This is a genomic window from Kribbella soli, assembly GCF_004331345.1.
Lineage (GTDB): Bacteria > Actinomycetota > Actinomycetes > Propionibacteriales > Kribbellaceae > Kribbella > Kribbella soli.
Window position 1 is genome coordinate 968,199 of the sequence record NZ_SJJZ01000002.1, and the last position, 19,006, is coordinate 987,204.

Genomic DNA, 19,006 nt, shown 5'->3' on the forward strand with positions numbered 1-19,006 from the left:
CGGTGTCCTGGTCAGTGAGTTCACCCAACACTCGCGAAGGAGAACAGATGAGCATCGCGGAGCAGCAGATCGCCACTTCGGTCCTGGTGATCGGGACCGGTGGTGCCGGACTGCGGGCGGCGATCGAGCTGGCCGAACAGGGGGTCGAAGTCCTTGCCCTCGGCAAGCGCCCGCGCTCCGACGCGCACACCTCGCTGGCCGCCGGCGGTATCAACGCGGCGCTCGCCACCATGGACGCCCAGGACACGTGGCAGCAGCACGCGGCCGACACGCTCCAGGAGAGCTACCTGCTCGCGAACCCGGTCACCGTGCAGATCGTCGCCCAGGGCGCCGCGCGCGGGATCGAGGACCTCGAACGCTGGGGTATGCCGTTCGCGCGCGAGGCCGACGGCCGCATCTCGCAGCGGTTCTTCGGCGCGCACACCTACCGCCGGACCGCGTTCGCCGGCGACTACACCGGGCTGGAGATCCAGCGCACGCTGATCAACCGCGCGGTCCAGCTCGGCGTACCGATCCTCGACACGGTCTACGTGACCCGGATCCTGGTGAAGGACAACGCGGTCTTCGGCGCCTACGGCTTCGACCTGACGACCGGCCGGCGGTACGTGATCCATGCCGACGCGGTGATCCTGGCCGCGGGCGGTCACACCCGGATCTGGCGCCGTACGTCGTCCCGCCGCGACGAGAACACCGGTGACGCGTTCCGGCTCGCGGTCCTCGCGGGCGGGAAGCTGCGCGACCCCGAGCTCGTCCAGTTCCACCCGTCCGGCTTGATCGAGCCCGAGAACGCGGCGGGCACGCTCGTGTCCGAGGCTGCCCGCGGCGAGGGCGGCCAGCTGCGCAACGCACTCGGCGAGCGGTTCATGGCCCGGTACGACGCCGAGCGGATGGAGCTGTCCACGCGGGACCGGGTCGCGCTCGCGGAGTACACGGAGATCAAGGAAGGCCGCGGGACCCAGAACGGCGGCGTCTGGCTGGACGTGTCGCATCTGCCTCGCGAGACGATCATGCGGCGGCTGCCGCGGGTGTACCAGACGCTGCTCGAACTGCAGATGCTCGACATCACCAAGCAGCCGATCGAGATCGCGCCGACCGCGCACTACTCGATGGGCGGCGTGTGGGTCCGTCCCGAGGACCACAGCACCGGCGTCGACGGGCTGTGGGCGATCGGCGAGGCCGCGAGCGGACTGCACGGCGCGAACCGGCTCGGCGGCAACTCGCTGATCGAGCTGCTGGTCTTCGGCCGGATCGTCGCCGAGGAAGCCGCGAAGTACTCGATCGGCCGGCAGGCCCAGCAGCGTTCGGCCGACGCCGTCGGCGAGGCGCGCGCGGAGATCGACCACCTGCTGACGAACGACGGGCCGGAGAACGTCCGCGCCCTGCAGCGCGCGCTGCGCGACACGATGACGGCGCGGGCCGGCGTCGTCCGCGACGAGGACGGTCTGCGGGCCGGGATCGCAGAGCTGGTGGAGGTCGAGGAGCGGATCACGCAGGTCGGCGTACATCCGGACATCGCCGGCTTCCAGGACCTGGCACACGCGTTCGACCTGAAGGCGTCGGCGCTCGCCGCGCGGGCGACACTCGATGCCGCCCTGGAACGGCGGGAGACGCGTGGCTGCCACAACCGCTCGGACTACCCGGAGCTCGACGAATCGTTGCAGGTCAACCTCGTCTGGTCGGGTCCGGACGCGATCGAGAAGGAGCAGATCCCGGCGATCCCGGGCGAGCTGCGGCAGCTGATGCGGCACGTCGCGACCGACGGCAAATTGGTCGAGTGAAAGACACCCCGTCACGCGGATGAGGTACTTCGGTTCGGGTCGCACGGGTGGTGGAACACCGTTGTGCGTCACCCCGAGAGGTGACTGACCCGCCGGCTCGATCCGGGCTGCCATGGAACAGCAAGCTGTCCCGGCCGAGCGAGGAGGGCCACCATGGCGCGTCGGGCCACGGATTTCGAGGACGAGGTCGAGTACGAGTCCGAGTGGGAGTCGGAGTACGAGACCGAGGACGAAGCCGAGTGGGAAGACGAGATCGAGGGCGAGTCCGAGCTCGAGGAGGAGTACGAGGACGAGGACTTCTTCCCCGGTCTCGGCGGAGTGGTCAACGCGATCGGCGGACTGCTCGGCGAGGAGGAGTGGGAGGACGAGGGCGAAGACGAGTACGAGTACGAGGACGAGGCGTTCCTCGGTCTGCTCGGCCCGATCGCCAAGATCGCCGGCGGACTGCTCGGCGGCGGTGGCGGGGGTGACGGAGAATACGAGGACGAGGACGAAGGTGAGGAGGAGCTCGAGGGCGAGGAAGAGGCCGAGGAGTTCTTCAAGCGGCTGAAGGGCGTCTTCAAGAAGGCCGCGCCGTTCCTCCGGACCCTCGCGAAGACCGCCGGCCCGTTGGTCGCGACCGCCATCGGCGGCCCGGCCGCCGGGGCCGTCGCCCGGGCCGTCACCTCGCAGCTCGAAGGTGAGTACGAGGAGGAGTTCGAGGCCGAGTTCGAGGAGATGGCCTCGGCGCCGCTCGCGCCCTCGCAGGCATTCGGCGAGTACCTCGCGGCGCAGGCCGCGGCCACCGAGTCCGAAGCAGAGGCGGAGGCCCTCGGCGGCGCGGCGGCGTACGCCGGCATCAACGCGCAGGACCGTCGTGAGCTGGAGCGGCTGCTGCCGTATCTGCTGCGCGGCGCGTCCACGATCACCCGGATGCTGCACGGCAACCGGAGCACGCGGCCCGCGGTGCGGCTCGTGCCAGGGATCGCCGACGGCGCGGCCCGAACCATCGCCCGGCGGATCGCCGCCGGTGAGCCGGTCGGTCCGGTCGAGCTCGGCCAGGTGATGGGCGCCGCGACCACCCGGGCGCTGACGCCCGGTCGAGTGCGGCAGGCAGTACTGCGGAGGCACGCCCGCGGACTCAGCCGTAGCCGTCGGCGCTACCGCGGCCGTAGTGGCTCGATGCGTCGTGCCGGCGCCGGTCGTGGACGGCCAGGTCGCCGCTCCGGCAGCGGACGGGCGCTGACCGTCCGCCGCCAGCCGCTCCGCAGCCGGACCGTCAGCACCGGACGGGTGCCGCGGCCGCGTCCGGGACTCGTGCGGATCACCACACCGGTCCGGATCCCGCCGAAGGGCGGACGCCCCGCGCGGGTCGTCCGGGTCGTCAGCGACGTACGGGTGCCGCGCGGCGCCGTACCCGCCGGACGGCCGACCAGCGCCGGCAGCCGCCGCCCGCGCCGTTGACGTGCACCAACAGGAACCGAGTGGGAGGGACATCGACCATGGCATCCGCGCTGAACCGCAGCTACCCCGACATCCAGGGCGAGTTCGAGATGGAGGACGAGTTCGAGGACGAGGCCGAGCTCGAGACCGAGTCGGAGGACGAGCTCGAATTCGAGGCCGAAGACGAGGACGAGGACTTCCTCGGCGCGATCGGCGGCATCGGCAAGGCCCTGGGCGGGCTGCTCGGCGGCGACGGTGAGTACGAAGCCGAGTTCGAGTTCGAGGCCGAGGCGGAAACCGAGGACGAGGCCGAGGAGGAGTACGAGGACGAGGCGTTCGTCAACCCGGTCCGGCGCCTCTACCCGGACGCCGAGCTGATGGCGCACCTGTCCGCGAAGGCGGCGCAGACGTCCAGCGAGGCTGAGGCCGAGGCGTTCCTCGGCGCGCTCGTCCCGCTCGCGTCCAAGCTGATCCCGCGCGCTGCAGGTGTCCTGGCCCGCAACGCGCCGGCGCTGATCCGCGGTACGTCGGCACTCGGCCGGCGACTGCGGCGGAACCCGGCGACCCGCAAGTACCTGACAGCGATGCCGGTGATCCTGCAGCGCACCGCGCAGAGTCTCGCGGACCAGGCCTCGTCCGGTCGCCCGGTGTCTCCGGAGACGGCGATGTCGACGATGACCCGGATCGCGGGCCGGATGTTCCGCCGGGCTCCTGAACGTAACCGCGCGATGCGTGCGGTGAACACGTTCGACCGCCGGTACCGCCGTCGCGGCCGGACACCCGCCGGATCGCCCGCCGGCGCCCGCCGGGTCCGCCGGGCAGGCGGAGCAACGCAGCCTTCGCGGCGGCGCCGGTCCCGGCGCTGACCATCCGCGGCCTAGGTGGGGAGGGACGATGCCGTACCTGACGGACCTCGCGGGCGTCGCCCGCAAGACCAGCCTCGAGGTCATCGAGGTACCTGGCTGGCAGACGCGCGGGCGGGGCGAGATGAGCGACGTCCGCGCGGTGGTCTGCCATCACACGGCGACGCTGAACCGGACCGCCGACATGCCGTCGCTGGACACCTTGATCAACGGGCGGCCGGATCTGAGCGGGCCGTTGTCGCACTTCGGCCTGTCGAGGTCCGGCAAGGTGTACGTGATCGCGGCCGGTCGCTGCAACCACGCCGGGACGGTCCGGGACCCGTCGTGGGGCAACAGCCACTCGATCGGGATCGAGGCCGAGGCAACCGGTACCGACGCGACCTGGCCCGAGGTGCAGGTGGAGGCGTTCGCCCAGCTGTGCCGCGCCTTGGTCGACCACTTCGGACTGAGTACGAACGTCGTACTCGGCCACAAGGAAGTCGCGGATCCGCCGGGCCGCAAGATCGACCCGAACTTCGACATGGCCGCGTTCCGCAGCCGGATCGCGGCGCTGGGCGGCACCACTCCCCCGCCGCCCGCGCCGACCACGCCACCGCCCGCCCCAGCGGCACCATCTACGCCGCCGCCGACGTCCTCCTGGCTTTCGTGGCTGCCGTCGCTGCCCTGGTTCGAAGGTGAGTCGGCCGCGACACCCATCGCCCGGCCGGCTGCGGCGCGCGGTCGACGCGACGTGCTTCCGGCGTACCTGTCGGGCCAGGCGCTGAACGTACGGCGGCACGTGACGGCGCTCCGCGACTTCCGGCGCGACGAGTTCGGTGGGCAACCCGCGCGACCGAGCGAGGGACACGTTCAGGCCGTGAACGCCTTGCTGGCCACGCTTCGCGGCCCGCTCACCACCATCGTCGAGCGGCTCGACCGCGCGGCCGACGCCGCCCAGGCCCAGCCGTCTCCACATCGGGTCGGACTCGCGCTCGACCTGAAGACGCAGGCGCACGACCTGGTCCGTGCGACGGAACGGGTGTGGGACTTCTACTTCGAGCTGTTCGGACAACGGCAGAGCGCGTTCGGCGAGTGGCTGGACGCCTGCGACCGGATCACGCTCGACTGCTACCAGCACGTGTTCATGCACCTCGGCAACGAGCGCTCCATTCCCGCGCCGCCGCCCTTCTGCTACATGCGTACAGGCTTCTCGCCGGCGACGTTCCGGCGGGGCATCCCGCTGCGCCGGCTCGGGCGGCAGCTGAACCCGTTCCCCCTGGTGCAATTGCCTTATCACCGGCTCGTGAACCCGTGGACCATCGGCGCGATCCTGCACGAGGTGTCGCACAACCTGCAGAACGAGTTGCAGCTCGAGCAGGCCGTGCCCGCGTCGATCGAGCGCCGTCTGCGCGCGGCCGGCGTACCCGCGCCGATCGTCGCGATCTGGGTGCGGTGGAACCGGGAGATCTTCGGCGACATGGTGGGCTGCCTGCTGGGTGGCGAGGCGTTCGTGTCGTCGTTGATGGACGTGATCGGGCGGGCGCCGGCGCAGAGCTTCGGGTACACGCCACGGTCGGTGCACCCGACGCCGTACCTGCGGACCTTCCTGTCCAGCGAGCTGTTGCGCCGGATGGGGTTCCCGGAGCGGGCCGCGGAGTTCAGTCGCGCCTGGTCACAGCTCTACCCGGCACCGCGCGAGTCGACGATGCCGCCCAAGCTGCTCGCCACCGCCAAGACCGCGATCCCCGCGGTCGTCGACGCCGTCTGCGAAACCCGGTTCAAGGGCCTCGGCAACAAGTCGCTGCGCGAGGTGATCTTCTTCGAGCCGCGGCACCAGGCGATGATCGACGAAGCCGGCGCCCGGCTGGCCAAGGGCGTCGACCCCGGTGTCGTCCCGGAACGCTTCCTGATCGGCGCCGTCCGCTCCGCGCTCGATCAGCACCGCGCAGCGCCGGACCTGTTGATGCGCAACTTCTACATCCAGCTGGCCAGGCGGTGACGGACGTGACCATCGCAGACCGCCGTACGGCGATGCACGAGGCGCTCCACGCACTGTGGCTCGCGGTCGCCGAACTCGTGCTGACCGCGAACGACGACCAGCCGGTCGAGAGCGACCTCGCCGCCGCGGAACACATCGCGCAACTCACCGTCGAGATCCAAGGCCGGCTGGCCGAGGCCATCGCCGCCGCGGACGACCCGTCCGCGACGCGCGAGGCCTGTACGGTCGACCGGCTGCTGCGAGAAGCAAGCCTGATCTACTGGCGCGACCTGCGCGCCCATGAGGCGGTCTGGCGACTGCGCGGCTCCACAAGGCGGCGGGGTGGTTCCTGGCCGTCGTGGTGGTCGGGTGTCGAACAGAGCCTCGAACGCTGTGAAGAACCGCTCGTCGCGGCCGGTGTGGCCGTCGGCGACGCGTGGCATGAGCTCGTCACCGAACCGTCCGTCGCGACGGCCCGGGCGAATACCTCCAGGAGGTCGTCGTGACCAAAGACAAATCGCAGCCAGGACTCCCGGTCGTCGAGGTCGACCAGGCCTTCCCGCTGATGACGGCGGACTCGGTCGCCCGTCCGGCGAGCGCCTCCGGCTCCGGCGACCAGGGTCCGGCGGTGAGCGCCGCCATCCGCGACGTGCTCGGCTGGCGGCCACGCGTCCAGGACCCGCAGGCGTTCACCGCGGCGTTGTCGGCGTCCTTCGAGCTCTCGACGTTCGAGGACCACGTGATCGCGAAGTACGTCCCGCGCGGCGTGGCCGTCCAGGCCGACCTCGGCGGCGTCACCGGCGGCCAGGCGTCCTTGTACCTGCGGGCCAAGGCCGCCCACGAACAAATCACCCGAATGCTCGACAGCCTCCAACCCCTCCGCACCGACGCCGACCCCCAGGACTGCGAGGCCTACCGAACCCTCGTCCGAGACTCAGTCCGACGAATAGTCACCGAATTCGGTCGCGAAGGCGGCCCCCGAGTACCCCTCGTCGACTCAGCCTTCGGCGTACTAACAGGCTTCAACCCGGCCGCGCCGGCCTCCGCAGGCGGTGAGCAGGGCACGGACGTGGGGCTCCTCAAGACCTACCGTCCGCAGTTCTCGGTCAACGCTGCGAACCGCGAACGAACCACGGTCCCGGCCGCGAAAGCCGAGGTCAACCCAGATACCATCCCCGGCCAGCTCGGTGCCTTGCGAGACCGGTTCGGCCTGGACGACGACCACGTCAACACCGTCGACGAGGAAAAGCAGCGGACCAGTTTCTGGACTCTTGTCGAGCTGGTCACCGACCTCCAGAACTCCTGGTCGAATCGCCGGATCGGCTTCACGTTGGGTGCCGGCAGCGGGTTCTTGGGCACCGACCTCATACAGATCAGCCGTCTGCTCGCCGCAACGTCCGAGCAGGTTGACGAATTCGAAGCTGTCCTCGACTCGGTTCTGGTGTCGGGTGCAGAGCGCCAGACCGTCGTGCTCGACCGAAGCAGCGGCCTGACCCTCGACGACGTGGTGCAGTGGCTCCGAGTCTTCGTCACCCAGGACGGGCCCAACATCATCCGCGACACCGGTCGCGACGGCCTGGTCTCGACCTTCACGCCGACAGCCATCGACCTGCTGCACACACTGCGCGACAAGCTGGTACTTCGTCTGGTCCCTTGCGGCAGTCCGTCCTGCGCAAACGGCTGCCACTGCGGCTCCCGCCGCAAGGTCACTTGCATCCCACTCGGCTGCTGTACGCCGTTGCCGCCTGGCATGTACTCCGGACGCGTCAAGATCGCGGTCTCCACACTGTGCGGTCTGATGCAGGGCCTGACCGCCAAGGCGATCCGCATCGGCCGGTACGCCGGCGCAGTACTGCTCGACCTCGCCCTGATCCCGTTCGACAGCAACACGAACTTCATCCGCGTCGAGGTACGGGGTCTCCATCTCCGTCCGACGTACATCCCGGCGTTCGTCGTCGAGAACGGCAGCTCGGCGAACTTCGCCGACCTCGTCCTCCCGCTCCAGGACAGCGCCAGCGCCGATGACGACCACCTGTCCGGGATCTTCCAAAGGGATGCCCTTCCAGCACGCCTCACGGGACTGTTGCCGCAGGCCGGTAGCGGCGGCGTCCTGATTGCCGCAAGCGAGGTCCCCCTGGCTGTCCTCGACGGGGAGCTCGGCCGCGTGGTCAGCGGGCCGGCCGTGACAACCTGGCCAAGGCTCCGGCCCGCGGACGACCAGGACCTCGATACCGAAGACGACCTCCCCACCGCCTGGACCGATATCGACCCCAACCAACGCTTCGTCCCGCAGTCCGCCCCCGACCCGATCGATCCCATAGTCACCGACGACGAGTGCCTCGACGGTTGTTCCGACGACTGCAAGGACTGCGACTGCGGCTGCCATGACGACCAGTTCGGCGGTTCCCGGCAGACAGCCGGCGGCACCATCGCGCAGTCGGCCGGCTCGACAGCGGCCGACCCGGGCATCCCGAGGTGGCAGGCGATGGCTGAGAACAAGAACGTACGTCGACGCGCGGCCGCCGTACTGCCCGAGTTCGCACCCAACAAGCGGACCCGCAAGCGGATGAAGTCCGCCCTCAAAGGCAAGAAGGTGCAGAAGCTGATGAACTCGCTCGCCAAGGTCGAAACGGAGCGGGTCGAGAACGCGCTGATCGACGAGCAGTTGATGCTCGAAGCGGATGTGCTGGAGCAGAGCGTCGATGCGGCGAAGAGCGACAAGCAGGCCGCCAACGACCAGCTCAAGCACGCCAAGCGGAGCCGGAGCAAGGCGACGAAGAGGGTCGACAAGGCGAAGAAGGCCAAGAAGAAGGCCCTGCGGAAGGTCGTCCGCGCACAGCGGGCCGCAGCGAAGGCCCAACGCAGGGCGCAAGCCGACGCCGAACGCATCCGCAAGCAGTGACGCGGAGGAGGAGCTGACATGCTTTCCGAGCGGGATTATCAGGACTTGCTGGATCGGATGCAGGCGCTGCGGACTCAGGTGGCTGAGCGGTTGTCGGGGAGTCTGGTTTCCAATCCGGCGTTGGCCGAGGAGATCAACCGGCAGCTCGAAGATCTGGTGACGGCGGCGCGGGAGGCGGATGCGGCCGGGCCGCAGCCGCCGGACGGCGGGCTGGCCCAGCTGGTCGGCGTCGGGCCGGACGCGGCGCAGAAGTTCGGCGACGTCAAGGTTTCGCAGGGTGTCGCGGAGTACGACGAGAACGTCAACTCCGAGCGGGTCGTCGCGGTCGGCGATCTCTACTACATCTACCAGCACGAGCGGATCGGCGTCTTCAAGGTCGTGCAGCGGTTGAAGCAGCTGTTCGAGGGTGGCGCGATCCGGTTGTCCGGTGGCGAGGGCGCCTACCGGCTCTACCAGTTCGACCGTCGCGACGTCCTGCGTTACACGGCCAAGGACCGGACGGCGGCGTACCGCCGGGTGCTCGGCTACGGACGTGGTCTCGGCGCCGGGCAGAGCCGGCCGAACACCGACTTCCACATGCTGTTCTCGCACTTCGTCAACCAGGTCACGTTGTTCTGGCGGGACAAGCGGATCAGCGACGTGATCAGGGAACGCGCCCTGGACCCGAGCTTCGGCTCGATCGCCGTCGTCCGGCGGGCCGGCCTCGACCTGCGGAACAACCTGAAGTTCACCTCGTACGGTCACCTGAACGTGCTCCGGGTCGAGGTCATGAACCTGCTCGAGGAGTGCTTCGCGATCCTCGGCTCCGCCGACGTCAAGGATCTGTTCGGTGCCGCGAACGCGTGGGACGTCGTCGACGAGGTCCTGATCAGGTACTTCGACGTACGCCTGCAGAGCAGTCCGCGGCAGCGGATGGCCGTGAACGGCCGGGAGGTACTGCGCTGGCTGTCCGGGAACCATGTGATGGAGACCGGGCGCGGTCAGTTCGAGACGCTGCTGATGGAGATCGCCGAACCTTCCGAAGAGTGGCTGACGTCCGCGCAGGCGATGAGTCTCGCCCGGCGTACCGGCACCGACCGGGTCATGCCGTGGGAGCAGATGGGACAAGCCGGCGTCGCCGCGCGGTACAGCGAACGCTCGCCGTCCCAGATGCCGGCCGCTCGGGCCGGTGGGCCCATCTACCCGCAACGCGGCGGACTCGGTACCTATCGCGGTGGTCAGGGCGGCGTTCCGGCCCGGACGCGACCGTGAATGAACGATGATCCTGCCGGAGGTGCTTGCCGCTGCCGAGCAGCGGCAAGCACGACGCCTGACCGAGCTGCTGGACTGGCTCGCCATCCCCTCGGTCAGCGCGGATCCACGCCGTACCGCCGACGTCGGCCGGGCCGCCCGGTGGCTCGCGTCCTGGCAACGAGCCCGCGGCGCGATGGTGGACCTGCGGCCCACGCGCCACGGACGAGATGTCGTCGTCGCGCGCTGGCCCGCACGGCCAGGTGCCCGGCAGGTGGTGATCTACGGGCACTACGACGTACAGCCGGCCGGTGCCGGATGGTCGTCGCACCCGTTCCGTCCGGTGATTCGTGACGGGGTCATCCACGCGCGCGGCGCCAACGACGACAAGGGTCAACTGTTCGCGCACCTGTGTGCGTTGGACGCCTGGCCGGGCCTGCTGCCGGCCGAGGTCGTCGTGATCGCCGAGGGTGCCGAGGAGGTCGGCAGCACGGGGTTCGCCGAGGTCGTCCACGAGGTCGCGCGGCAGCTCCGGCCGGTGGCGGTGATCGTCTCCGACACCGAGCGGTACGACGACGGCACGCCGACCGTGACAATCAGCCAGCGCGGCCGGCTCGCGGCCACGCTCACGGTCGATACCGGCGGTACGGCGGTACACGCCGGCCGGCTCGGTGGCGCCGTGGTCGACCCGAGCCTCGTGCTCGCCGATGCGTTGCGGATTCTGCACAAGGAGCTCTTCACCACGTCCGTGCCGACTCCACCCTCGGCTGTCGCGCGTACCGACGCCGCCGTCAGACAAGCCGCCCGCGGCCGCGCGACCGTCGGCGCGGGCTTGGACGAACGGGTGACCCTGCACGGATCGATCGGTGTCACTCGGCTCGTCGCCGGTACCGGCGGTGCTGCCTTGCCGTCGCGAGCGTCCGCCGTACTCGATCTGCGGTTGCCACCACGCTCCGATCCGGCCGACGTCGTACGTCGTGCGCGCCGCCTGCTCATGCGGTGTGCTCCGCGAGGTGCGCGCGTACAACTGCACTTCACTCGTGGAACACCGGCACTCGACCTCACACCGGATCGCCTGGTGCGACAAGCGGTTGATCAAGCGTGTGTCGCAGTCCACGGCCGGCCACCGGTCTACGTCCGGTCCGGCGGCACCATCCCGGCGGTCGGCGTACTGTCCCACGCGTTGCGGATTCGCCCACTCCTGCTGGGATTCGGGCCTCCGGGAGGGAACGCGCACGGCCCCGACGAGTCGCTGGACATCGCCGGATGGGCGGCCGCGGTACGGATGTCGGCGACCTTGCTGTGGACATTGACCCGGACATTGACCCGGCCGATTCGGGGCGACCCGGTACCGGGATCGCTGCGAAGGGATCACCATGGAGAGATCCGGCAGCTTCCTTGCGGCGAACGGCCGGTGCAGCTCGAGGGGGAGGAACGATGACCGCTACCGTCACACCTGCGTCGATCCGGGAGTCCGGTACTTTCGCGCATTCGCCGCCACCACGCGACGCCGGTCCGGGGGACACGACCGACGACGTAGCTCTGCGGGAGTGCATCGTGGCCGCGTTGCGGGCGATGCTCGACCACGTCGAGCTGTACGCCGTGGAGACGACGACCAGCGACAGCGGTGTGTCGGTGATGCTCGAACACGACAACGTCCGGTGCGTCCTCGTCGTCTCGGCGCAGGTCCCGCGGCACACGCTCAGCCCGCGGGAACTGCAGGTCGCCCGCCTGGTCGCGGACGGCGCCACCAACCGCGCGATCGCAAGCTCCCTGGACATCAGCCCGTGGACCGTGTCGACCCACATGCGCCGCATCTTCGCCAAACTCGACGTCACCAGCCGCGCCGAGATGGTCGCCCAGTTCTTCGGCGCCTGACACCGCTTCCAGGGAGGGGTCGAGGGCCGCGGGTGCGAGGTTGTAGTCGTAGGTCAGCGCGAGGTCGACCTGGTCGGCACCCTCATGCGCCTCGAGCCTGCCCTGGCTCTCCTGATCGGCCGGCTACTCCTCAGCCAGTCACCGGGCCTCCTCCAGGTCTTCGGCATCGCCTGTGTCGTCACCGCCGGCATCGGCGCCGAAGTAGCCGCGAGCCATCGCAACCAGGAGGACGAAGGTGATCAGCCCGACGACACCGTGGTACCACTGCCAGCCGATGCCCAACCCGACGAAGCCGTCCAGGACCATCACCACCGACCCCGCACCCACCCCGACGACGAGCACAGCCAACGCCACCAGCATCAGCCGCCGCGGCACCCGCCGCCCGAACGCGCCGATCGTGGCCAATGCCAGCATCGCACCGACAATCCCGGACACGGCAGCAAACGACTGAGCCAGCGAGGGGTTGAGAAAGTACCTCTCCTGCTCAGCCGCGGACACCACCGGGCCCGTCGGAAAGCCCAGTCGTCCCTGCACCGCGAATGCGGCCTTTCCGACGGCGTATCCAAGCATCAGTACTGCGACTCCGTACGCCGGCCACTTCCTCATGTCTCGACGGTAGAAGCTGGTGCTACCGGTGGGCTCCCTCCTACGGGTGATCCACTTCCCTCAGTCGGATGAGCTTGCTCGCGTAGTCGCCGGTGAGATCGAGGAAGATGCCGTGGGACATGAGCGCGGCGCCAGTGAGGTTCTCGTAGGAGTACGTGGCCTCGGGCTTCAGGCCGCGAAGCCGGAGCGGTCGCGGTGCACTGTCGTACTGCTGCGCCTCCTGGTAGACGAGTACGACGGACTCACGAGGACCGACGTACTGAACCGCTGACATCCCGCGCCCGGGATCGCCCAGCCGGTACTGCGCTCCGAACTGCACGACCTCCCGAATCTCCTTGTACTCGGCAATCAGATCTCTTGCCATCGCGAGATCTCCGGCCGACCACGACGTCAGATCCCCACCGATCCCGAGCACACCCGCCATCGCCACATGGAAGCGATAGCTCAACGGCACGTTCCGCTTGTTGATGAACGTCGGTACGTCGGTCACCCAGCACGACATCGTCCGCGCCGGGTACACCTGGCTGAACCCGTGCTGGATGTACCTGCGATCCAGTGCGTCGGTGTTGTCCGACGTCCAGAACTGATCGGTGCGCGCCATCATGCCCAGATCGACCCGTCCGCCCCCACCCGAGCACGCCTCGATCGCGACGCCGGGATGCTTGTCCCGCAAGGCGTCGATGATCCCGTACACCGCAGTCACGTGGTCGAACCAGATCCGTCCCTGCCGTTCCGGCGCCGCCGGCCAGCCGGTGTCCGCGAACGGCCGGTTCATGTCCCATTTCACGAACCGCAGGTCGTTGGACGACAGCAGCGCGTCCAACGTCTCCAGGACCCAGCGCGCCACGTCCGGCCGGGCCAGGTTCAGCACCAGCTGATTCCGCCGCAGCGCCGGCGGCCGGCCCTCGAAGTGGTAGACCCAGTCCGGATGCGTCCGGTAGAGGTCCGAGTCGGGATTCACCATCTCCGGCTCGACCCACAGGCCGAACTCCATGCCGAGCGCCTGCACCTGTGCGATCAACGGCCCCAGCCCGTTCGGGAACCGCTCCCGGTTCACCCACCAGTCGCCCAACCCGGTCCGGTCGTCGATGCGGCCACCGAACCACCCGTCGTCGAGCACGAACAACTCACACCCGAGGCCGGCCGCCCGCGTCGCCAACTCGACCTGCCCGGCCTCGTCCACGTCGAAGCCGGTCGCCTCCCACGAGTTGAACACCACCGGCCGTACGTCGCCGGACCGCGGCAGCACGTGCTTCAACGCGTACGAGTGCCACGCGCGACTCGTCGTACCGAAGCCGCCCGTGCTGAACAGCCCGGAGGACACCGGCGTCGTCAGCTCCTCCCCCGGCTCCATCAGCCGCGGTCCGAAATCCTCATGCCCCCAACCGAACAAGGCCTGGACCGGCTCGTCGATCTCGTACTGCGCGAGCATCCGCCACGACCCGCTCCAGTGCAGGGCCGCACTGAAGACGTCGCCGTACTCCTCCGTCGCGGTCCCGTCGTCGATCGCGAACCACGGATTCACATGGTGACTCGTGATCCCCCGTCGGCTCTCGAGCACGAACCGCCCTTCGCCGAGCGCGTGCCGGCTCAGCCGCGTCTCCGCCGCCCACCGCCCGGTCAACGTCGACATCCGGTACGACGCCTGCTCCGGCAGGACCCACGCCGCCGAGTCCAATCGATGGATCTCGACCGTCTCACTCGAGTCGTTCCGCACCCTGACCCACCGGTCGATCACGTCGCTGTCGTCGTTCGCCCGGTAGTGCAGGCTGACTCGCACCGCTCCGACGGCGAACAGCAACTCCAGCTCGCGCCCTTCGCGGATCACGTGCCCGACGAAGGACCACTCACCGCCCCCGAGCGACAAGGCCGCCCGTCCGAACTGCAGACCCCCGTCGATCGGATACTCCTCATGCCCGTTGGCCGCGGACCGGAAGCTCGTCCACTCCCCCGCCAACCGGGCAGCCGTCGACCGCGCGAGGTGCTCCGCATCGGACACCGTGATCCGCGCGCCCCAGTGGGTGTGGATCGGGATGTCGTCGTCACCGAGGTACGCCGAGTACGACGTACCCGGCGTGCTGATCAGCAGGACCCGATCGGCGAAGTGGATGTTCACTTGACAGCCCCCGCGGTCAGGCCGGCGACGAACTGCTTCTGCAGCGCGACGAAGAACAACAGGACCGGCAGCGATGCGAGGAACGAGAACGCGTACAGCGTGCCGAAGTCGGTCGAGTACTCCCCCACCGAGCGGTAGACGCCAACCGTCACGGTCGTCCCGGACTCGGGTCCGAGGACAATCAGCGGGGTGAGGAAGTCGTTCCACACCCAGACCCCGAGGAAGATCATCACGCTCGCCGCGGCCGGGCGGAGCGTCGGGAACACCACCTGCCAGAACAGCCGGAACCGGCTCGCCCCGTCGATACTCGCAGCCTCCTCCATCTCCACCGGTACGCCGCCGATGAACCCGGCGAACACGAAGACGCCGAACGGCAGGTAGTACGCGACGTTAGCGCACACCACACCGATCACCGAGTTCATCAGCCCGGCCGCACCGAGGACCTGTGTGATCGGCTGCAGGATCACCGCGGGCGGGATCATCAGACCCGCCAGCAGCATCAGAAGAGCCGGCCGGGTCCAGCGAGCCGTCGAGCGAACCAGGTAGTGCGCCAGCATCGCCGAGAGCAACGTCAGCGCGACCACCGAGAGCACGGTGATCTGCACGCTGTTGAGCAACGCCGACCAGTACAACCCGTCCTCCCGGCCCAGGACCGCGTCGAGGTTCGCGGTGGTCGGCGGCGTAGGCAGTCCGAGTGGCGACGACTGGATGTCCTTGACCGGTTTCAGCATGCCCGTCACGACGACGTACACCGGGAAGAAGAACAGGGCGGCCAAGGCGACGGCGCCGATCGGTCGCAGTGTCCTCACAGGTGCACCTCCCGGCGCCGGAGCACCTGCAGTACGACGCCACTCAACGCGACGATGATCGCGAGCATCACGGTCGCCTCCGCCGCGGCGAACCCGATCCGGTCGCCACGCACCCCCTTCTCGATGACGTCGAACGCGATCGACGCGGTGGTGTTGCGGCCCGGACCGCCGTTGGTCAGCACGAGGATGTGCTCGTACACCTTGAAACCGCTGATCAGCAGCATCACCGTGTTGATCGTCACCGCGGACGCGATCATCGGCCAGGTCACCGATCCGAACCGTCGCCACCAGCCGGCGCCGTCGACGATCGCCGCCTCGTACAGCTCCCGCGGTACGCCGTTCAGCCCCGCGAGATAGACCACGACGCAGAAGCCGAGCATCTGCCAGCAGAGGATCCCGGAAATCGAGTAGAGCGCGATCCCGGGATCCGACAGCCAGCCCACCGCACCGAAGAACCGGTTCAGGACACCGCCTGGCCGCAGCATGCTCTGCCAGATGACGCTGACCACGATCCCGCTGAGAATCACCGGCGTGAAGAACAGCGACCGCAGCAGCCGGTACAGCAGCGTGTTGCGGTCCAGCAGCAACGCGATCGCGAGCCCGAGGACATTCGGTACGACGACCACGATCGCCGTCACCACGAACGTGTTCTTCAGTACCAGCCAGAACTGGTCGTCGCCGAACAACCGCTGGAACTGCTCGAGCCCGACCCAGTGCGTGGCAGCGGCGAAGCGGTTCCGATCGGTGAACCCCAGCACCACGGTCCAGCCGATCGGGACCAGCACCAGCAATCCGTAGAGGAACAATCCGGGCAGGGCGAAGCCGGCGAACTCCCGCGCCGACTGACTATTTGAGCGACGCATATTCCTTGTTCAGTTTCGTCACCGCGGCCTTGGCGTCGGACTTCCCGTTCAGCAGTTCGACCGCGATCTGCTGCACCGGCACCGTCATGTCCGCGGGCAGTCCGTTGTCGCCCTGCTCGATCGACAGCGCCGGCGTCACCGTCGCGTCCTTCACGGCCTGGTTGTAGATCGCCAGCGTCTCCTTGAACAGCGGCCCCATGTCGGCCGGCGGCTGGTAGCCCTTGATCGTGTTGAACGTCCCGTCGGCCTTGGTGAACGCGTCGGACGTCTCCTTGTCCCTCGTCCACTCCAGCGCGAACTTCTTCGCCAGGTCGACGTTCTCGGCCTTGGCACTGACGCTCAGCCCACCACCGGTGAGATTCGGTACGACGGCCTTGCCGTCGTCGGACGGCCACGCGAACACGCCGACCCCGAACTTCGGCTTGTCGTTGTCCGCGGACGTCGCGAACCACGACCCCATCGGGTACATCGCCGCCGACCCGGCGCGGAACGCCTTCTCGTGGTCGGCGTACGACCGGCTGGTGCCCTGCTTGTCGAGGTACCCGAGCTTCGCCAGCTGCGCGACCTTGTCGGTTGCCTTGACGAACGACGGATCGTCGAACGTCTTCGAGCCGCTCGTGATCTCCTTCGAGAAGTCCGGATCGGTCAGGTAGACGTCGGTGCCGACCGTGCCGACCCAGGTGTACATACTGGCGAAGGTGTCCTGGCCGCCACCGCCGACCGCGATCGGCGTGATACCGACCGCCTTCAGCTTGGCGCAGTCGGCGAGGAACTCGGTCCAGGTCTTCGGCGGCGCGGCGATCTTCGCCTTCGCGAAGTCGTCCTTGTTGTAGTACAGCAGCGACTGCGGCTGCGCGTTCGTCGGCAGCTGGTAGATCTTGCCCTTGATCGCGCCGGACGCCGGGTCCGCGAAGTCCTTGAGGTCGTCCTGGCTGAACTCGGCCAGCTGACCGCCTTCGGCGAAGCCCTGCGGGTTCACCGCGATCATGATGTCCGGCAGCTGTCCCGAACTGGCCAGCTGCTTGGCGTACGTCGTCCGGTCGACGTTCGGCGTGACCAGCTTCTTGATCTTCACGCCCGGCACCTTCTGCTCCACCCGAGCGATCGCCGAGTCCCACAGCGCGGCCGGCAGGTTCGGGGTCTCGAAGGTCAGCATCGTCAGCTCGACAGTGCCGCCGGCGCTGCCGCTCGGCCCGCCGCTCGCCGACTTGCCTCCCTGGGTACAGCCGGCGAGCGCTACCGTCAGAAGGGCCGCCAGGGTGACCGTCAACCGTGATCTCATCAAGGTTCCTCTCGACGGCAGTACCATCGGATCAAATATGCAGGCTAGTTAGCAATATCGGCGCGAGCATAAGGACGATTCATCGGATGAGTCAAGATCGAGCGACCGGCGGCCGGATGGGCGACTCGTCGCTGCTGCGCCGGCTGAACCTGGCCGCGGCCCGCGGCGCCTTCCTCGCCGCGGAGTCACTGACGCTGCGCGAACTCCGCGCCGTCGTCGGCGTCTCCCGGCCGACCGCCGAGGACCTGCTCGCCGAACTGCTCGCCGAGGGCCGCGTCGAGGAAACCTCCGCGCCGCGCACCCCCTCGTCGACCCGCGGCGCCGGGCGGCCGGCCCGGCACTTCCGGTTCCGCGCCGAGTCCGGGTACGTCGCCGGCCTGGACATTGGCGCACACAAGGCACTGGCGGTGGTGACCGACCTGCGCGGCACCACGCTCGCCACCCATCGCGTCGAACTCGACCCGGCGCTCGAAGCCCCCGGCCGCGTCCGCGCCGCGATCGACGCCGCGCGCGCGAGCTGGGCACAGGCGCGCATCGACCCGGCGGACATCACCGGCGTCGCCGTCGGGGTGACCGGTGCGCTCCGGGCCGCCGAGGGGGTGCACGACGTCCGCGACGGACCCGTCGGCTCGGGACTGGCGCCGTACTCGCTGCCCGGGTTCACCGAGATCGATGTGGCGGGTGAACTGTCCGCAGGGCTGGGCAAACCGGTCGCGATCGCGAACGACGTGAAACTGGCCGCGCTGGCCGAGCACTGGAAGGGCGCGGCGCGCGACCACCGCGACATCGTCTACATGTTCGCCGGTCATCGTGCGGGCGCCGGCGTGCTGATCGACGGGCAGGTGCACCAGGGGCGGCACGGGGCGGCGGGCGAGATCGGGGTGTTCCCGGCGCTCGGATGGGCGCCGGCGATGGAGCGGCTGCATGCCCGTGGTGCGGCGCTCGCCGCCGCGGACGGTGTCGCGCCGGGGCGGGAGGGCGAACTGGTGATCGCGTCGGCGGCCCGGCAGGATCCGGAGAGTCTCGAGGTGCTGATCGAGTTCGCCGAGGTGCTGGCCCGCGGCGCGGCGGTGCTCGCGCTGGCCGTGGACCCCGAGCTGATCGTGCTCGGCGGCGGCATGTCGCGCGGCGGAGCGATCATCGCCGAGCCGTTCCGGCGGGAGCTGGCCAAACTCAGCCTGGTCCCGATCGACGTGGTCAGCTCGACGATGGGCGCCGACTCGGTCGCCCTCGGCGCGGCCCGGATGGCGCTGGACGCCGTCCTCGCGGAGCTCTTGGCGGTCCCGGGGTCTTGACCGGG

15 protein-coding genes are annotated in these 19,006 nt (G+C 69.2%); 10 read left to right on the plus strand and 5 right to left on the minus strand.

The window, feature by feature from the left end:
* The first annotated feature begins 47 nt into the window (after window positions 1-47).
* The 9 genes from E0H45_RS18790 to E0H45_RS18830 all read left to right on the plus strand — a co-directional run bounded on the left by E0H45_RS18790 (window position 48) and on the right by E0H45_RS18830 (window position 12,030).
* Window positions 48-1,778 carry an L-aspartate oxidase gene (locus tag E0H45_RS18790; protein ID WP_131338964.1) on the plus strand — a complete coding sequence of 577 codons (1,731 nt, stop codon included), beginning with the start codon at window positions 48-50 and terminating at the stop codon, window positions 1,776-1,778.
* 153 nt (window positions 1,779-1,931) lie between these two features.
* Window positions 1,932-3,221, plus strand: a complete 1,290-nt coding sequence (locus E0H45_RS18795; RefSeq protein ID WP_131338966.1) for a hypothetical protein — start codon at window positions 1,932-1,934, stop codon at window positions 3,219-3,221.
* 38 nt (window positions 3,222-3,259) lie between these two features.
* Window positions 3,260-4,066: a hypothetical protein gene (locus E0H45_RS42505; protein WP_165546511.1), complete on the plus strand. Its 807-nt coding sequence runs from the start codon at window positions 3,260-3,262 to the stop codon at window positions 4,064-4,066.
* A 28-nt stretch (window positions 4,067-4,094) separates the two neighbouring features.
* A complete protein-coding gene (locus E0H45_RS18805; RefSeq protein ID WP_131338970.1) occupies window positions 4,095-6,041 on the plus strand; it encodes an N-acetylmuramoyl-L-alanine amidase in 1,947 nt (648 codons plus the stop codon).
* Between the two features lie 5 nt (window positions 6,042-6,046).
* Window positions 6,047-6,526 (plus strand): hypothetical protein, encoded by a 480-nt coding sequence (locus tag E0H45_RS18810; RefSeq protein WP_131338972.1) that lies wholly within the window; start codon window positions 6,047-6,049, stop codon window positions 6,524-6,526.
* Window positions 6,523-8,922 carry a hypothetical protein gene (locus E0H45_RS18815; protein ID WP_131338974.1) on the plus strand — a complete coding sequence of 800 codons (2,400 nt, stop codon included), beginning with the start codon at window positions 6,523-6,525 and terminating at the stop codon, window positions 8,920-8,922. The genes E0H45_RS18810 and E0H45_RS18815 overlap by 4 nt, the downstream gene beginning before the upstream one ends.
* Window positions 8,923-8,940: 18 nt before the next feature.
* Window positions 8,941-10,173 (plus strand): hypothetical protein, encoded by a 1,233-nt coding sequence (locus E0H45_RS18820; RefSeq protein ID WP_131338976.1) that lies wholly within the window; start codon window positions 8,941-8,943, stop codon window positions 10,171-10,173.
* A gap of 7 nt (window positions 10,174-10,180) precedes the next feature.
* A complete protein-coding gene (locus E0H45_RS18825) occupies window positions 10,181-11,593 on the plus strand; it encodes a M20/M25/M40 family metallo-hydrolase (protein WP_131338977.1) in 1,413 nt (470 codons plus the stop codon).
* Window positions 11,590-12,030 carry a response regulator transcription factor gene (locus E0H45_RS18830; RefSeq protein WP_202872389.1) on the plus strand — a complete coding sequence of 147 codons (441 nt, stop codon included), beginning with the start codon at window positions 11,590-11,592 and terminating at the stop codon, window positions 12,028-12,030. The genes E0H45_RS18825 and E0H45_RS18830 overlap by 4 nt, the downstream gene beginning before the upstream one ends.
* Window positions 12,031-12,168: 138 nt before the next feature.
* On the opposite strand, the gene E0H45_RS18835 is transcribed toward E0H45_RS18830, so the two are convergent.
* The 5 genes from E0H45_RS18835 to E0H45_RS18855 are packed head-to-tail and all read right to left on the minus strand — an operon-like array spanning window position 12,169 to window position 17,706.
* Entirely contained in the window at window positions 12,169-12,636 is a 468-nt protein-coding gene (locus E0H45_RS18835; RefSeq protein WP_202872390.1) for a hypothetical protein, read from the minus strand.
* Between the two features lie 40 nt (window positions 12,637-12,676).
* The gene (locus E0H45_RS18840; RefSeq protein ID WP_131338979.1) at window positions 12,677-14,752 is read right to left on the minus strand and encodes an alpha-galactosidase; all 2,076 of its coding nucleotides are present in this window, start codon (window positions 14,750-14,752) and stop codon (window positions 12,677-12,679) included.
* Window positions 14,749-15,561, minus strand: coding sequence for a carbohydrate ABC transporter permease (locus E0H45_RS18845; protein ID WP_202872391.1), 813 nt, complete (start codon window positions 15,559-15,561; stop codon window positions 14,749-14,751). Before E0H45_RS18845 ends, E0H45_RS18840 begins: the two co-directional genes overlap by 4 nt.
* The gene (locus tag E0H45_RS18850) at window positions 15,558-16,424 is read right to left on the minus strand and encodes a carbohydrate ABC transporter permease (RefSeq protein WP_131338981.1); all 867 of its coding nucleotides are present in this window, start codon (window positions 16,422-16,424) and stop codon (window positions 15,558-15,560) included. Before E0H45_RS18850 ends, E0H45_RS18845 begins: the two co-directional genes overlap by 4 nt.
* Window positions 16,408-17,706 carry an extracellular solute-binding protein gene (locus tag E0H45_RS18855; RefSeq protein WP_165546512.1) on the minus strand — a complete coding sequence of 433 codons (1,299 nt, stop codon included), beginning with the start codon at window positions 17,704-17,706 and terminating at the stop codon, window positions 16,408-16,410. The genes E0H45_RS18850 and E0H45_RS18855 overlap by 17 nt, the downstream gene beginning before the upstream one ends.
* Before the next feature lie 86 nt (window positions 17,707-17,792).
* Between E0H45_RS18855 and E0H45_RS18860 the strand changes: the two genes are divergently transcribed.
* The gene (locus E0H45_RS18860) at window positions 17,793-19,001 is read left to right on the plus strand and encodes an ROK family protein (protein ID WP_131338985.1); all 1,209 of its coding nucleotides are present in this window, start codon (window positions 17,793-17,795) and stop codon (window positions 18,999-19,001) included.
* Window positions 19,002-19,006 lie beyond the last annotated feature (5 nt).

Bases quoted from the DNA above. Each gene is read 5' to 3' on its own strand.
- E0H45_RS18790 (WP_131338964.1), top strand. From the start codon at position 48: ATGAGCATCGCGGAGCAGCAGATCGCCACTTCGGTCCTGGTGATCGGG.
- E0H45_RS18795 (WP_131338966.1), top strand. From the start codon at position 1,932: ATGGCGCGTCGGGCCACGGATTTCGAGGACGAGGTCGAGTACGAGTCC.
- E0H45_RS42505 (WP_165546511.1), top strand. From the start codon at position 3,260: ATGGCATCCGCGCTGAACCGCAGCTACCCCGACATCCAGGGCGAGTTC.
- E0H45_RS18805 (WP_131338970.1), top strand. From the start codon at position 4,095: ATGCCGTACCTGACGGACCTCGCGGGCGTCGCCCGCAAGACCAGCCTC.
- E0H45_RS18820 (WP_131338976.1), top strand. From the start codon at position 8,941: ATGCTTTCCGAGCGGGATTATCAGGACTTGCTGGATCGGATGCAGGCG.
- E0H45_RS18825 (WP_131338977.1), top strand. From the start codon at position 10,181: ATGATCCTGCCGGAGGTGCTTGCCGCTGCCGAGCAGCGGCAAGCACGA.
- E0H45_RS18830 (WP_202872389.1), top strand. From the start codon at position 11,590: ATGACCGCTACCGTCACACCTGCGTCGATCCGGGAGTCCGGTACTTTC.
- E0H45_RS18835 (WP_202872390.1), bottom strand. From the start codon at position 12,636: ATGAGGAAGTGGCCGGCGTACGGAGTCGCAGTACTGATGCTTGGATAC.
- E0H45_RS18850 (WP_131338981.1), bottom strand. From the start codon at position 16,424: ATGCGTCGCTCAAATAGTCAGTCGGCGCGGGAGTTCGCCGGCTTCGCC.
- E0H45_RS18855 (WP_165546512.1), bottom strand. From the start codon at position 17,706: ATGAGATCACGGTTGACGGTCACCCTGGCGGCCCTTCTGACGGTAGCG.
- E0H45_RS18860 (WP_131338985.1), top strand. From the start codon at position 17,793: ATGAGTCAAGATCGAGCGACCGGCGGCCGGATGGGCGACTCGTCGCTG.